This window comes from Phreatobacter oligotrophus (genome assembly GCF_003046185.1).
Classification (GTDB): domain Bacteria; phylum Pseudomonadota; class Alphaproteobacteria; order Rhizobiales; family Phreatobacteraceae; genus Phreatobacter; species Phreatobacter oligotrophus.
Map to the genome: position 1 here is coordinate 291,456 of NZ_PZZL01000003.1, position 14,967 is coordinate 306,422.

A 14,967-nucleotide genomic window follows, 5' to 3' on the forward strand; every position below is an offset into this window, starting at 1 on the left:
CTCTCGGCGAGTACCGAGACACCAGCAAGGAGCGGGCCAGCCCGAAAGCCGCGGAATTGTGTACAATCAGGGGGTGCGCTGCCCAGAATGCGGGCAATGCCAGTCGCAGCTGCCGTCGAAGGCCGCAGCGGCCGGCTGGAAAGCGCCCGCGCCTCAGGCGGGACGGTCGCCCTTCTTCATCTTGGCGGCGGCGCGGTTGTCGACGCCCGGCAGCATCTTGGCGGGGTCGCGGGTGACGACGACGTCGACCACCGAGGGACCCTTGGTCGCCAGGGCCTCCTGCAGCGCGGCGCGCAGCGTGCCGGGATCCTCGACGCGGATGCCATGGCAGCCGAGCGCCTTGGCGGCCTCGGCATAGTTGGTCTCGGCGAGGTCCGAGGCGTGGTAGGCGCCCGGGCCATAGACCAGGTGCTGGAGCGCCTTCACATAGCCGGAGGCGGCGTTGTTGACGACGACGATGGTGAGGTCGAGCCCCATGCGCCGCGCCGTCTCGATCTCGCCGAGCATCATGTTGAAGCCGCCATCGCCGGTGAGGCCGATGACCTTCTTGCCCGGCGCGCCCATGGCGACGCCCATGGCGCCCGGCAGGCCGTAGCCGATGGAGGCAAAGCCCCGGTCCGGCACGAAGGAGCGGCCGGGCTGCTTGGTGTCGAAGAGCAGGCCGCCCCAATGGGCCGCGAAGCCGCCATCGGCGACGAGGAAGCCGTCGGCCGGCAGCACCGCGTTGATCTCGGTCATCAGCCGGCCCATGCTTACCGGCACCTCGTCGGAATTCAGCCGCTCCGACACGTCGGCGCGCCAGGCGGCCATGCGCTGCGGCACCTCGGCGGCGTAGGGCGCAAGGCGCGCGCGGATGGCCTCAGCCTTCGGCGCGAGCGCCGCGGCCAGGTCCTCGATGCCGAGCTTGGCATCGCCCCAGAGCACGATCTCCGGCTGCACGGTGCGACCGAACTCCTCGGCGACGATATCGAGATGGATGATGCGCTTGCCCTTCGGCGGCACGGTGAAGCGCTTGGTGGCGATCTCGCCGAGCTTGCAGCCGATGACGAGGATGAGGTCGCTCTGCTCGATCAGCCCATTGGCGATGCGGTCATAGCGGCCGAAGAGGCCGGCCGAGAGCGGGCTGGTGCAGGCAATGGCGCCCTTGCCGGTCATGGTGTGGGCGACAGGAATGGAGAAGGTCTCGGCGAAGCGCTGCAGCGTCGCCGCGGCGCCCGACAGGTGCACGCCGCCGCCGGCCAGCACGATCGGCCGGCTCGCGCTGGCGAGGGCCTCCGCCGCGCGGGCGAGCGCCGCCCCGTCCGGCCGGCAGCGGAGCGCCGGCGCGCCGCCATGGGCAGGATCGACGCGGAAATCCTCATCCGTGAAGCCGTGGGTGCCGTGGCAGATGTCCTCCGGCACGTCGACGATGACCGGGCCCGGCCGGCCGGTCGTCGCCACCGCGAAGGCGCGGCGCATCAGCTCGGGGATGCGGTGGATCGCCTCAACGCGGATGACCTCCTTGGCGCAGGGGCGCAGGATGTCGAGCTGGCGGCTCTCCTGGGTCATGTTCTTCCAGGAATGGTCGCGATGGGTGTCGCCGACGATGGCGACCATCGGCGTGCCGGCATTCAGCGCCTCGACGAGGCCGGTCACCAGGTTCGTCGCGCCGGGTCCGAGCGTCGCATCGACCAGGCCGACCCGGCCGGTGATCTTGGCATAGGCGTCGGCGGCGAAGACGCCGGCGCGCTCGTCATTGATGAGGTTGTGCTTGAGGCCGAGGCGGCGGGCGGCATCGTAGAAGGGCAGGAGCTGGAAGCCGCCCATGCCGAACATCGGGCCGCCGTCGAAGGCGAGGATCATCCGCGCTAGGGCTTCGCCGCCCGTCATCTCGTTGTCGCTCATCACGCCTCTCCACCCGCGGCCACGGCCGCATTCCAGACGAGATGGTGAGGTCGGAAGGCCGGCGCGACGCCGGTGCGGCGCGCCCGGCGCCACTGCTCCTTCCGGGCGCCCTCCCCGCCCCCATGCCGCGCCGTTGGCCGGCGCCTGTCACTTGGGGCGCAACGGTTAGGGAGGGCCCCCATGCCTGTCAACGCAGGCGAAGGGCAGGCCAGCAATGCCGGCCCGGCCCCGTTTATCTCTCCCGTCATCCCCGGCCGAGCGCAGCGAGGGGAAGGGGATCCAGGGGCCGTCGGACGGTGCCTTCCCCCCTGGACCCCCTTCCCTCGGCCCAAAGCATCGCGCTTTGGGCCTCGCCGGGGGTGACGGGTGGTGAGCGGCGGATCGGTGCCGACGGCAACAGCGTCCTCAGTCCGTCTCGTGGGCCGCCGACCAGGCCTCCGCCACCTCCGCGCCGGTGGCGAACCAGACATTCGGGAAGGTGCGGATGAAGGCGATGAGCTCGCGGATCAGGGCGATGCGGCTGGGCCGTCCCCCCACCTGCGGGTGGAAGATCATGTCGAAGAGCCCGCCCCATTTGTAGATCTCGCGGAACTCCTCCTTGTAGACGCTGAGCATGTGCTCGTTGGTGAAGATCGGCCGCGGCGTCTTCACCGAGAACAGCGCGAAGGGCGCATCGTCCAGCGACCAGTGCCAGGGCAGCTCGATCACGCCCTTGGAGCCATCCGGCATGATGTGACGGTAGGGGTTGATGTCGTCCATCAGCGAGGAATCGTAGAGGAAGTTGTGCTTCTTCAGGAGCTTGAAGAGCCCTTCCGAGACCTCGCCGGCGGGTGACCGGTAGCCCTTCGGCACGACGCCGACGGTGCGCTTCAGCGCCTCGAGGCCCTTCTCCATCTCCTCGACCTCCGCCGCCGGATCATCGCTCACCCAACGGTGGGAATAGGAGTGGTGGGCGACCTCGTGGCCGTCCTTGAGAATCATCTCGACCCGGTCGGTATGGTTCTCCGCCGTCCAGCCGGGCACGAAGAAGGTCGACTTGATGCCCTCGTCGCGCAGCGTGTCGAGAATCTTCGGCACGCCCACCTTGGCGCCGTAGCGGCCCTGGCTCAGCACGCCGGGGCGGCGGACATTGTCCGGATCGCGCGACGTCCACAGCGTCTCGGCGTCGAAGTCGAAGGTCAGCATGACGGCGCAGCGCGCACCGTTCGGCCATTTGACGCTCATGTCATGCATCACGTCTCTCCCTTGGATGGTCGGATCTTGGGTGGTCAGATCCTGGGGTGTGTTCAGATCTTGCCGTGGCGGGCGGCGAGGAAGCCGCCATCGACGGGCATGACGATGCCGGTGACGAAGGCCGCATCCTCGGAGGCGAGGAAGGCGACAGGCCCGGCAATGTCGGCGGGGGTGCCGAGGCGCTCCACCGGCGTGCCCTCGACGATGAGCCGCGTGTAAAGCGCATTCTGGCGGTGACCCGTGGTCATCGGCGTGGCGATGAGGCCCGGCGCCACCGCGTTGACGAGGATGCCCTCGGGCGCGAGCTCGCCGGCAAGTTGCCGCGTGAACTGCGCGACGCCCGCCTTCGCCACCGCATAGGCAGTGGTGCCGGGATAGCCGGTGATGCCGAAGATCGACGAGACGTTGATGATCCGCCCGCCCGGCCGCGGCAGGTGCGGCAGCACCCCGCGGGTCACTTTCAGCACGGCGGCGAGATTGGTGGCGAGGAACCGGTCGATCAGCGCATCGTCGCTGTCTTCGAGGCGCTTGGAGCCGCCGATCCCCGCATTGTTGACCAGCACGTCGATGCGGCCCAGGGCCCCGAGCGCGGCGGCGGCGATCGCCTCGCCCGCGCCCGGCGCCGCCACGTCCTGAAGGAGCCAAGGCTGGCCGAGGCGCGCGGCGGTCGCCTCGACCTCAGGCAACACATCCACCAGCAGCACCCTGGCGCCTTCCGACACGAAGCGCTCGGCCACCGCCTCGCCGATGCCGCGGGCGGCTCCCGTGACGATGACGCCCTTGCCCGAAAAACGACCCGCGTCAGGCAAGGCGGCCTCCATCGACGGGCAGCGCATGGCCGGTCGTGTAGGAGGCCTCGTCGCTGAGCAGCCATAGCACGGCGGCGGCCACCTCCTCCGGCTGGCCGAAGCGGTTCATCGGGTGCTTGGCCTTCTGGAAGGCCTCGCGCTCCGCCCGCACCACGGGATCGGCGATGTTCGCCATGCCCTGCCGGTGCATCGGGCTCTCGATCGTGCCGGGACAGACGCAATTGACGCGGATGTTCTCCGTCGCGTGGTTGAGGGCGAGGCTCTTGGTCAGCAGCGTCACCGCGCCCTTGGAGGCGGAGTAAGCCGAATAGAGCGGCGACCCCTGCAGGCCAGCCGTGGACGAGAACAGCACCACGGACCCGCGTCCGGCCTCGCGCATTTGCGGGATGAGGTGCTTCGCGGCGAGCCAGGAGCCCTTCACGTTGATGGCGAAGACGCGGTCGAACTCGTCCTCGTCCACGTCGATGGCGATCTTTGACGGGCCGATGACGCCGGCGGCGGCGACCAGCAGCTCGACCGGGCCGAAGGTCTCCCGGACCGTGGCCGCAAAGCGCGCCACGTCGGCCGCCGAACTGGCGTCACCGGTGACGGTCACCGCGCCGGGACAGAGCGCGGCGGTCTCGGCGAGCGCGGCGGGATCGCGGTCGAACAGGGCGAGCCTCGCGCCTTCGCGGGCGAGAGCGACGGCCGAGGCCCGGCCCAGCGCTCCGCCGGCCCCGGTGATCGCCGCGACGCGGCCTTCGAAGCGACCCTGACCGCTCTTGCCCATGCCCGCCCTCGCGTATCGCCAAACAATACGGCTATATCGCCAGTGTGAGAGGACGCGGGGAGACCTGTCAAACCCTCAAGGGCAGGGCATGGGAGGCCTGCCGCCGATGCAGGCCGGCCAGCGGGACGGCGGGTCTCAGCCGCTCAGCGCCCGCGCCGCCTCGATGGCGAGCGGCGAGAAGCGGCGGCGGAAATCCTCGGTGGACCATTCGCTCAAGGACCCGGCGATGTGCACCGCGCCGATCGGCCGGCGCATGCCGTCGAGCACGGCGGCGGAGAGCACGACCTCGCCGATCAGCGCCTCCTCGGCGGCCCAGGAATAGCCGTCCGTGCGCGCCTCCCGGATCTTCTCCCAAACCTCCGGCAGGGTGACGCGCGACTTCGGGGTGAAGGCGCGCATGTCGGACCGGGCGAGGATGGCCTCGACCTCCGCATCGGGGAGCTGGGCAAGGCAGGCGCGCCCGCCCGAGGACAGGAAGGTCGGGATGCGACGGCCGGGCAGGGTGGCGTAGAAGGTCTCGCGCTTGCTCTGCAGGCGGATGGCATAGACCGTCGTTTCCTCGTCGAAGAGGCTGAGGTCGACGCGCTCGCCGGTGAGCTTGCGCAGGTCCATGAGGACCGGGGTCGCCCGCTCCACCAGCGGATTGGAGCGCAGGTAGTCGAAGGAGCGGTCGAGCAGCCGGCGGCCGAGCGTCAGCCGGCCGTTCTCCGAGCGTTCGAGATAGCCGCGGGCCAGCAGCGTCTGTCCGATGCGTTGCGCCGCGCTCTTGTTCACCCCCGTCGCGGCCGCGATCTCGCCGAGCGATTTCGGCCGCGGGCTCTGGGCGAAGGCTTCGAGGACGTCGAGCGCGCGCGCGACCGACTGCAGGAAAAGGCGCTCATCGACGGCACCGGTGCCGGCTGTCTTCTTCATCCTTCACCGCCCCGATGGGTTCCTCCCGCGCGGACGGTGTTCTGGGGACCCGACGCGCGCGTATTGCGAGCCGATACCACCGGAACGCGACGTGTTACAAGCTGAAGCGGGTCAGGCGGGCCGCGCCGGCATGGCCAGCGCCTTGAGGTCGTGGCCGGCCGCCTCGCTCGCGGCGAGCGTCACGGGTTGAGGCAGCGCGAGGATCCGGCGGGCCAGCATGTTGTCGGCCGGACGGTTGACCGACTCGATGCCGACCAGCGCGCCGCCGCGGAACGACAGCAGCGAGAACCGCGCCTCGTCCATCGCACCGATCGTCACCTGGTGGTCGGCGCCGTTGGTGAACCCGGCCATCTGCAGCTTGAGGTCGCCCTGGTCCGACCAGAACCACGGCACGGCTCGATAGGGCTGCGGCTTGCCGGCGAGCCGCGCCGCGATGGTGCGCCCCTGGTCGATGGCGTTCTGCACGGATTCCAGCCGGATGCGGCTGCCGGCGAAGACGTTGGGATGGCTGCAGCAATCGCCGATGGCGGAGACATGGGGATCGGCGGTGGCCATCATCTCATCCACCACCACGCCGTTCTCGACGGCGAGACCCGCCGCCGCGGCGAGCTCGGCGTTCGGAATGCCGCCGATGCCGACGAGGACGAGATCGGCGGGGAGATGCTCGTCGCCATCGAGCTCCACACCCGCAACCTGTCCGTCGCGCCCGGTGATCCCGGCGAGCTTGGCGCCGAAGCGGAACTCCACCCCGGCGATCTCGTGGCGCTCGCGGAAGAAGGCGGAGATGGCCGGCGTGACCGCCCGCGCCATCACCCGGTCGGCAGCCTCCAGCACATGAACGCGCTTGCCGCGCTTGGCCGCGACCGCCGCGAATTCCAGGCCGATGAAGCCGGCGCCGATGACCACGACATCGCGCGCCGCCTCGAGGCGCGGCCCGAGGGCGCGGGCGTCATCCAGCGTGCGCAGATAGGCGATGCCGGCAAGATCCGCGCCCGCGCCGGACCAGAGCCGCACCCGCGATCCCGTCGCGAGGATGAGGTGGCCATAGCCGCAGGCGCTGCCGTCGGAGAGCGCGAGACGCCGGGCGGCGCGGTCGATGCCGGTGCCCGCAACACCGGTCGCGAGGCGGATGTCGAGCTTGTCGAGCATGGCCTGCGGGCGCAGCTCCAGCGCCTCCTCGCCCACCTGTCCCAGCAGGAAGCCCTTGGAGAGCGGCGGGCGCTGGTAGGGCAGCGCCGCCTCATCGCCGATCATCTGGATCGTGCCGGCAAAGCCCTCCTCGCGGAGCGACAGCGCCGCCTGCAGGCCGGCCTGGCCGGCACCGAGGATGACGACATCGGCATGGGGAAGGATGGCTTGGGTCATGGCTCTCGACGCGCGGCGGACGAACCGGCGCCCTTTAGCACGGGCGCCGCGCGCTCCGCGAGGCTGGCGTAACGGCAGGCGGGCATTGAAGTCGGGGGCGTACACATCGGCCCCTCACCCTTCCCTCTCCCCGCAAGCGGGGAGAGGGGTCAGAAGCGTCGAGTTTCACCCCATGTCGTGGTGCCTGGCACGCCGCCAGAGAACCACCGCGACGTCGAAGTCCCCCTCTCCCCGCTTGCGGGGAGAGGGAAGGGTGAGGGGCCATTGGCACGCTTGAGACAAAGATGATGCATCGCCTCCCGACCTGCTCACCCTCGTGGCGGGCACCCACGCTTCTCTTGAAGGCGGCAGTCAGATGATGATGCCTCTCAAGCCGCCGTGACGCGGAGCGGCAGGGTCTTGAGGGCGCGCAGGTTGTTGTTGAGGGCGCGGGTCGGTTCGCCGGTCAGCTCCAGCGTCTTCACCCGCGCGATCATCGCCTTCAGCACCGCCTCGCCCTCGAGCCGCGCGATCATCTGGCCGATGCACATGTGGACGCCCGCCCCCAGCGCCAGCTGGCCCATGGTCTGGCGGGTGAGGTCGAAGGCATCGGGGCGCTCCCAGGCCTCCGGATCGCGGTTGGCGGCGCCGAGCATGATGAGGATCTTGGTGTCGGCCGGCACCATGACCCCATCGATCACCACCTCGCGCATGGTCTGGCGGCAGACGTTCTGGATTGGCGTCTCCAGCCGCATGGCTTCGTCGAGAGCCGTGCGGATGCGGGTGGGATCGGCCTTCAGCAGCGCCCATTGCGCCGGGTCCATGGCGAGATACCAGAGCGCCGCCGAGATCATGCTGGAGGTGGTGTCGAGCCCGCCGCGCAGGAACGAGCGCACCAGAAGCGGGGCCACCTCCGGCTCGATCTCGCCGCGGTCGGCGGCGGCGAAGATCGACGCGCCGAAGCCGCCGGGCACCATCGCCTCGCGCTGCATCGAGGCGAGGTACCAGTCCCAGATCGCGTCGGCCTTGCGTTGGGTCTCCTCGAAGCGGGCGTTCTTCGGTCCCTGGCCGTCGAAATTGAGAGCGCCGAGGAGGAAGAGATTGTCGCGCACCTCGGGCCCGTTGCGCAGGCCGAGGGCCGGCGGGAAGGTGGTGGAGACATAGGTCTCCGCGAGGTCATAGACCCCGCAGAAGGTTTCCTTCTCCACCAGCTCCGCCACGAGCTGGTCGGCCGCGGCTTCAAAGTCGGCGCGCCAGGCCCGGATGAGCGCGGGCGAAAGGATGCGCTGGAGCGCGCTTCGCACGCGCGTGTGCTGGGGCGGGTCGACCTCGACGATCGGGCTCGCCGGCCGCCAGGCCCCGGGCTTGCGGATATCGCCGAGCCCGGAGCCGCCGGTGGAGGAAAAGGTCTCCCAGTCCTGCAGCACCGGGCCGATATCGCGATGCCGGCCCATGGCATGGACGCCGTAGCGCGACAGCTGCACCACCGGACCCGCCCGCCGCACCGCGTCATGCATGGCGTGGGGCTCGGCCAGCACCGCGTCGTCGTAAGGATCGACGTCGAGGACCGGAGCGGGACGGGAGGCGGCGGCGAGTGCGGTCATGGCACGCTGTCCTCGGCATTCGTATTGATGTTCAATACGCCAGTATTGAAGGATTGTGCGAAGCCGAGCTCGACCCTGTCAACCTGCGCACCGGCGAGCCCCCTTGCGCGGCACGCAAGGCGTTCCGCCGCCCCCTTGATCTGCGTCAACTCGTCGCGTCGTTCTCTATGTCAACTTTGATTGACATACAGGGAGGCGTGCCATGCGGATCCTCTTCGTCCACCCCAACTACCATTCCGGTGGCGCGGAGATCGCCGGCACCTGGTCGCCCTCCTGGGTCGCCTATCTGACCGGTCACCTGCGCCGGGCCGGCTTCGACGACATCCATTTCATCGACGCCATGACCGACAACGTGACGAGCGAGGACCTCGCCCGTCGCATGGCCGAGCTGAAGCCCGACGCCATCGGCGTCACCTCCATCACGCCGTCGATCTACAAGGCGGAGGAGGTGCTGCGCATCGCCGCCGACACCGTGCCGAACGCGGTGCGCGTCCTCGGCGGGGTGCACGCCACCTTCATGTACAAGCAGGTGCTGAGCGAAGCCCCATGGGTGGACGTCATCGTCCGCGGCGAGGGCGAGGAGATCTGCACCGAGCTGATGAGCGCGATCCGCGATGGCCGCTGGCCGGCAGCGCGCTCCTCCATCAAGGGCCTCGCCTTCCGCGATGGCGACCAGATCGTCGCCACCGCCGCGGCGGCGACCGTCAAGGACATGGCGGCCATCAAGCCGGACTGGTCGATCCTTGACTGGAGCAAGTACATCTACATCCCGCTCGGCACCCGCGTCGCCATCCCCAATCTCGCGCGCGGCTGCCCCTTCACCTGCTCCTTCTGCTCGCAGTGGAAGTTCTGGCGGGATTATCGGGTGCGCGACCCGAAGGACGTCGTCGACGAGATCGAGGATCTCGTGGTCAACCACGGCGTCGGCTTCTTCATCCTCGCGGACGAGGAACCGACCATCAACAAGAAGAAGTTCGTCGCCTTCTGCGAGGAGCTCATCGCCCGCGGCCTGCCCGACAAGGTCAAATGGGGCATCAACACCCGCGTCACCGACATCTATCGCGACCGCGACGACCTGAAGTTCTACCGCAAGGCCGGCCTCGTCCACGTCAGCCTCGGCACCGAGGCCGCGGCGCAGCTGAAGCTCGACCAGTTCAACAAGGAGACCAAGGTCGACGAGAACAAGACGGCCATCCGCCTGCTGCGCGAGGCCGACATCTTCGTCGAGGCGCAGTTCATCGTCGGGCTCGACAACGAGACGCCGCAGACGCTGGAAGAGACCTACCGCATGGCCTGGGACTGGCAGCCGGACCTCGCCAACTGGTCCATGTACACGCCCTGGCCCTTCACGCCGCTGTTCCAGGAGATCAAGGACCAGGTCGAGGTCTTCGACTTCTCCAAGTACAATTTCGTCACGCCCATCATGAAGCCGGCGGCCATGGAGCGCGGCGAGCTGCTCGACGGCGTGATGAACAATTACCGCCGTTTCTACATGAAGAAGGCGCTGCTGCATTACCCCTGGCGCCGCACCGGCTTCCGCCGCCGCTACCTGCTGGGATGCCTCTATGCGTTCCTCCGCGCCGGCTTCAAGCGCAGCTTCTATGACCTCGGCAAGGCCGGCTATTGGGGCCCGCAGACCAAGAAGACCGTCGATTTCCACTTCGACGAGACCCGCACGCTCGCCGAGGCGCAGCTCGAGGACTGGGAGGCCTCGGCCGACCGCGCGGCGCGCGCCGCCGAGCGCCGCGACGCGGTTCGCGCCCAGATGAAGGAGCGCGCCGAGATCCGCGCCTGCGGCGGCGGTCCGGCAGCACCGGCCCTGTGAGGCCGCGGCGATGTCGGCGGCGGCTGGCGTCATCGGCCCCAACGCGGTGCTCCAGCACGCGGCGGTGATCCGCCGCCACGGCGGCGAGGCGCGGCTGGCGGCGCTGATGGCGGCTGCCGCGCTCGACCGCCTGCCGACGGGCGATGCGATGATCCCCGAGGCCGAGGCGGCCGCGCTGCACCGGGCCCTGCGCACAGCGCCCGATGCCGAGGCCCTCGAACGCGAGGCCGGCACGGCGACCGCCGACTACATTCTCGCCCACCGCATCCCGGCGGCCGTGCAACGCCTGTTGAAGGCCCTCCCGGCGCCGCTCGCCGCCCCAATGCTGTCGCGCGCCATCGCCCGCAATGCCTGGACATTTGCCGGCTCAGGATCATTCGAGCGACGCACCTCCTGGACCTTCGCGCTGCGCGACAATCCGCTGGTGCGCGGCGAGACATCGGTCATGCCCCTCTGCGTCTGGCATGCCGCCGTCTTCGAGCGGCTCTATCGCGTGCTGGTGGCGCCCGATTGCCGCTGCCGCGAGACGGCCTGCGCCGCGACGGGCGCGGCCGAATGCCGGTTCGAGATCAGCAGGGGCCGCGGCGCTCAGGCGAGCCGATAGCCGACTCCCGGCTCCGTCAGGATGAAGCGGGGATCGGCGGCATCGTCCCCGAGCTTGTCGCGGATATGCCCGACGGCGATGCGCAGATAGTGGGTGTCCTCCACATGGGCGGGACCCCAGATCGTCGCCAGCAGTTGGCGGTGCGTGACCAGCCGGCCCTGGTGGCGGGCGAGCAGCGCCAGGACGTCATATTCCTTGCGCGTCAGCTTCACCTCGGCGCCCTCCAGCGTCACTGCCCGGCGGGCAAGATCGATCACCAAGGACCCGATCGCCACGGCCGGGCTCTCGGCGGTGGCCGGCCGGCGGCTGCGGGTCAGCGCCCGCAGGCGCGCCAGCAGCTCGCCCGCCGCAAAGGGCTTGGTCACGTAATCGTCGGCCCCGGCATCGAGGGCGGCGATCTTCTCGCCCTCCCCGTCGCGCACCGAGAGGATCAGGATCGGCACCTGCGACCATTCGCGGATGGCCGCCACCACGGCCTTGCCGTCCATGTCGGGCAGGCCGAGATCGAGGATGACGACGTCGGGTGCCGAGGTCGCGGCGCGCTCGATCCCCTCGCGGCCGCGCGCCGCCTCCTCCACCGTCATGCCGGCGCTGCCGAGGATGATGCCGAGGAACCGTCGGATCGGCGCCTCGTCCTCGACCACCAGCACGCGCAGCGCCTGTCCGCTCTCCGTCATCGCGCCTCCTCGGGCGGCTCGCTCGCCGGTGCGCGGGGCAGCACGAGGGCGATCGCCGTCCCGCGTCCGCCCGGCCCCGCATCGATGGCGACGCGTCCGCCATGGGCTTCCACGAAGCCGCGCACGATGGCAAGCCCGAGGCCGGTGCCCGAGGGCGCGCCATCCCCCCGGGCGGCACGGTAGAACTGGTCGAAGACGCGCTCGCGATCGGCGACCGGAATGCCCGGCCCCTCGTCGGTGACGGTCAGCACCACCATGTCGCCGGCCGCGGCGCCGCCGATGGTGATGCGGCCGCCGGGCGGGCCGTATTTCGCGGCGTTCTCCACCACATTGGCGAGGGCCTGGCCGATCAGCACGGGATCGACCAGCGCCCGCGGCAGGTCGCGCGGCATGTCGACGACGAGGTCGTGGCCAGCGAGCGGGCGGGCGAGATCGCTGCGCACCCGGCCCACCACCTCGCGCAGGTCGACGCTCTGCGCCTTGGGCGTGAGCACGCCATGGCCGAGGCGGGTCATGTCGAGGAGGTTCTGGACATAGCGATCGAGGCGGCGCGCCTCGTCCAGCGCCGTGCCGATGAGCTCCGAGCGGTTCTCCGCCGTCAGCGCCGTGTCGGCGTCGGCGAGCGTCGTCACCGCACCGATCACCGTCACCAGCGGCGTCCGCAGATCGTGGCTGACCGAGTTGAGCAAGGCCGCCCGCAGCTTCTCGCCCTCGGCGGTGACGCGCGCGTCCTCGAGATCGGCGGCCAGCGTGAAGCGCTCCAGCGCCACGGCGACCTGGTCCTCGACTGCGAGAAGCAGCCGCTTGGTCTCCGGGTCGAGGCCCTGGGCGGCATCGCGGAACTGCACGCCGATCACGCCGAGGATGCGGCGGGCGGTGGCGAGCGGCACGAAGAGCCAGTCCGAAGTCGGCAGCGTCGTGGTGCCGGCGCCCGCCGGCTCGTTGCGCTCGAAGGCCCAGCGCGCCGCGCCCTCGGCCTTCACGTCCAGTTCCTCGATGGAGGGATGGCCCTGCACCTGTTCGAGCGCCCCCGAGGGCCCCGGCATGAGGATGAGCGAGCGGCAGTTGAGGGTCACGGCGATATGGGCCGCAGCCGCCCAGAGCACGTCATCGGCCTTGGTGGCGGCGGCGATCTTGCGGGCGAACTCGTAGAGCGTTTCGGTCCGCCGGCGCGCCGCCCGCATCGAATCCACCTGGGCCTTGAGCCGGCTCGCCAGCGTGCCGGTGAAGACCGCGCTGATGAGGAAGACCAGCAGCGCCACGACGGCCTCGTGCTGCTCCACGGCGAGCGAGTAGTAGGGTGTCGTGAAGAAGAAATTGTAGACGAGGAAGCCAAGTCCGCTGGCGAGAATGGCCGCGGCAAGGCCGCGCCGGAAGGCCACCACCGACACCGCCACCAGATAGGGGATGGCGATGGAGGCGACCGGCAGGATGGACCAGAAGGGCCAGGCGATGGCGGTGGCAGCGGCCATGGCGCCGCAGGTCTCCAGGGTGATCGCGCCCCAGTCGCGCCAGCCCGGCAACTCCGGCGCTGCCAGCATCCTGCGACGCTCGACGCGGGCGCGGTGGGTGACCACGGTCACCTCGAAATCGGTGGCGAGGTCGAGGATCCGGTCGCTCACCGGCTCGCGCAGCAGCACCCAGGGCCAGCGCTGGCGGGGCCGTCCCACCACAAGCCGCGTGACATTGCGCGAGCGGGCGAAGGCGAGGAGTTCCGCCGCCACGTCCCGCTCGGTATGGCGCGTCACCACCTCCGCGCCGAGCGTCTCGGCGAGGCGCAGAGCCTCGGTGGTCGTGGCCCGCGCCTCCTCGCCCAGCGCCTCGTGGGCCGGCGTGACGACGGTCGCGACGATCCAGGGAATGCGGGCGCGATCGGCCATGCGCTTGCCGGCGCGCACCAGGGCCTTCGCCACCGGCGCCTCGTTGACGCAGACGAGCAGGCGCTCCTGCGTCGGCCAGGGACCCTTCACCGCATGGGCCTGCATGTAGGTGAGCATGTCCGCGTCGACGCGGCTCGCCGCCGTGCGCAGCGCCAGTTCGCGCAAGGCCGTCAGGTTGCCCTTGGTGAAGAAGCTCTCCAGCGCCCGGCCGACCTGCTGCGGCACATAGACCTTGCCCTCGCGCAGCCGGTTGATGAGCTCCTCCGGCGGCAGGTCGATCAGCTCGATTTCATCGGCCCGCTGCAGCACCTCGTCCGGCACGGTCTCCTGCACGCGCACGCCGGTGATGCTGGCGACGACATCGTTGAGGCTCTCGATGTGCTGGATGTTCAGCGTCGTCGTGACGTCGATGCCGGCATCCAGCACCTCCACCACATCCTGCCAGCGCTTGGGATGGCGGGCGCCCGGCACGTTGGTGTGGGCGAACTCGTCGATCAGGGCGAGCTGGGGGCGCCGCGCCAGCAGGCCGTCGAGGTCGAGTTCCTCCAGCACCTGGCCGCGATAGGGCACGGTCTTGCGCGGCAGCACCTCGAGGCTGGCCAGCAGCCCCGCCGTCTCCGCCCGCCCATGGGTCTCCACCAGGGCCACAACGACATCGCGCCCGGCGCGCTGGCGCTGCCGGGCTTCCTCCAGCATGGCAAAGGTCTTCCCCACGCCGGGCGAGGCGCCGAGGAAGATCTTGAGCCGGCCCCGCCCGTCGCGCCGATGCGCGTCGAGCAGGGCCTGGGGGTCGGGGCGGTCAGGTTCGGTCGTCGCCATGCGTTCAGGGCAGATCCGCGTCGAGGGCGAGGTTCAGCGCCAGGACATTGACGCGCGGTTCGCCGAGGACCCCGAGATTACGCCCTTCCACGTGGCGTTGCACCAGCGCCTCGACACGGGCGGGGGCGACGCCGCGGGCGCTCGCGACGCGGGCGACCTGCACCATCGCCGCGGCGGGCGAGATGTGCGGGTCGAGGCCCGAGGCGGAGGCGGTGACGAGGTCGGCCGGCGCCTGCGCCATGCCCAGCGCCGCGGCACGCGCCTGCATGGCCTCCAGCAGCGCCTTGGACGAGGGGCCGAGATTGGACCCGCTGGAGGAGGCGGCGTTGTAGGGCGCATCGACCGTCTTGGTGGCATCGGCGGGATCGGCGGCGCTGGTCGCCGAGGGGCGGCCATGGATGTAGCGCGGGCCGGTGAAGGCCTGGCCGATCAGCTCGGAGCCGACGACCCGGTCCCCCTTCGTGACCAGAGAGCCATTGGCCTGGTGGGGCATCAGCCCCTGGGCGAGGCCGGTGATCGCCAGCGGATAGGCGAGGCCGGTGACGAGGGTAAAGAGAACCGTCAAGACAAGGGCCGGACGCAGCAGGGCGAGCATGGAAGCCTCCGT

13 protein-coding genes are annotated in these 14,967 nt (G+C 70.3%); 2 read left to right on the forward strand and 11 right to left on the reverse strand.

What is annotated here, in order from left to right; translation table 11 throughout:
* Positions 1–153: 153 nt before the first annotated feature.
* The 8 genes from C8P69_RS08540 to C8P69_RS23815 form a co-directional block, all read right to left on the reverse strand.
* Positions 154–1,884 carry a thiamine pyrophosphate-binding protein gene (locus tag C8P69_RS08540; RefSeq protein ID WP_108176069.1) on the reverse strand — a complete coding sequence of 577 codons (1,731 nt, stop codon included), beginning with the start codon at positions 1,882–1,884 and terminating at the stop codon, positions 154–156.
* Positions 1,885–2,289: 405 nt separating this feature from the next.
* Complete coding sequence (locus C8P69_RS08545) at positions 2,290–3,117, reverse strand: polysaccharide deacetylase family protein (protein ID WP_108176071.1); 828 nt, start codon at positions 3,115–3,117, stop codon at positions 2,290–2,292.
* A gap of 53 nt (positions 3,118–3,170) precedes the next feature.
* The gene (locus C8P69_RS08550; protein WP_245901941.1) at positions 3,171–3,926 is read right to left on the reverse strand and encodes an SDR family NAD(P)-dependent oxidoreductase; all 756 of its coding nucleotides are present in this window, start codon (positions 3,924–3,926) and stop codon (positions 3,171–3,173) included.
* The gene (locus tag C8P69_RS08555; RefSeq protein ID WP_108176075.1) at positions 3,919–4,695 is read right to left on the reverse strand and encodes an SDR family NAD(P)-dependent oxidoreductase; all 777 of its coding nucleotides are present in this window, start codon (positions 4,693–4,695) and stop codon (positions 3,919–3,921) included. The genes C8P69_RS08550 and C8P69_RS08555 overlap by 8 nt, the downstream gene beginning before the upstream one ends.
* A gap of 135 nt (positions 4,696–4,830) precedes the next feature.
* A complete protein-coding gene (locus C8P69_RS24430; RefSeq protein WP_108176077.1) occupies positions 4,831–5,607 on the reverse strand; it encodes an IclR family transcriptional regulator in 777 nt (258 codons plus the stop codon).
* Positions 5,608–5,718: 111 nt separating this feature from the next.
* Positions 5,719–6,972 carry an NAD(P)/FAD-dependent oxidoreductase gene (locus C8P69_RS08565; RefSeq protein ID WP_108176079.1) on the reverse strand — a complete coding sequence of 418 codons (1,254 nt, stop codon included), beginning with the start codon at positions 6,970–6,972 and terminating at the stop codon, positions 5,719–5,721.
* 368 nt (positions 6,973–7,340) lie between these two features.
* Positions 7,341–8,555: a cytochrome P450 gene (locus tag C8P69_RS08570; RefSeq protein ID WP_170118180.1), complete on the reverse strand. Its 1,215-nt coding sequence runs from the start codon at positions 8,553–8,555 to the stop codon at positions 7,341–7,343.
* The gene (locus C8P69_RS23815) at positions 8,552–8,704 is read right to left on the reverse strand and encodes a hypothetical protein (RefSeq protein ID WP_170118181.1); all 153 of its coding nucleotides are present in this window, start codon (positions 8,702–8,704) and stop codon (positions 8,552–8,554) included. Before C8P69_RS23815 ends, C8P69_RS08570 begins: the two co-directional genes overlap by 4 nt.
* A 53-nt stretch (positions 8,705–8,757) precedes the next feature.
* Here C8P69_RS23815 and bchE point away from each other — a divergent pair, with 53 nt between their 5' ends.
* Positions 8,758–10,380, forward strand: coding sequence for a magnesium-protoporphyrin IX monomethyl ester anaerobic oxidative cyclase (gene bchE, locus C8P69_RS08575; protein ID WP_108176083.1), 1,623 nt, complete (start codon positions 8,758–8,760; stop codon positions 10,378–10,380).
* A gap of 10 nt (positions 10,381–10,390) precedes the next feature.
* Positions 10,391–10,984 carry a bacteriochlorophyll 4-vinyl reductase gene (gene bchJ, locus C8P69_RS08580; RefSeq protein ID WP_108176085.1) on the forward strand — a complete coding sequence of 198 codons (594 nt, stop codon included), beginning with the start codon at positions 10,391–10,393 and terminating at the stop codon, positions 10,982–10,984.
* Here the strand turns inward: bchJ and C8P69_RS08585 are convergent.
* From C8P69_RS08585 to kdpC, 3 genes are read right to left on the reverse strand one after another with little or no spacing between them, the layout of a single operon-like run.
* The gene (locus C8P69_RS08585) at positions 10,969–11,661 is read right to left on the reverse strand and encodes a response regulator (RefSeq protein ID WP_108176087.1); all 693 of its coding nucleotides are present in this window, start codon (positions 11,659–11,661) and stop codon (positions 10,969–10,971) included. The genes bchJ and C8P69_RS08585 overlap by 16 nt on opposite strands.
* The gene (locus C8P69_RS08590; protein WP_108176089.1) at positions 11,658–14,360 is read right to left on the reverse strand and encodes a sensor histidine kinase; all 2,703 of its coding nucleotides are present in this window, start codon (positions 14,358–14,360) and stop codon (positions 11,658–11,660) included. Before C8P69_RS08590 ends, C8P69_RS08585 begins: the two co-directional genes overlap by 4 nt.
* Positions 14,361–14,364: 4 nt before the next feature.
* Positions 14,365–14,955 carry a potassium-transporting ATPase subunit KdpC gene (kdpC, locus tag C8P69_RS08595; RefSeq protein ID WP_108176091.1) on the reverse strand — a complete coding sequence of 197 codons (591 nt, stop codon included), beginning with the start codon at positions 14,953–14,955 and terminating at the stop codon, positions 14,365–14,367.
* Positions 14,956–14,967 lie beyond the last annotated feature (12 nt).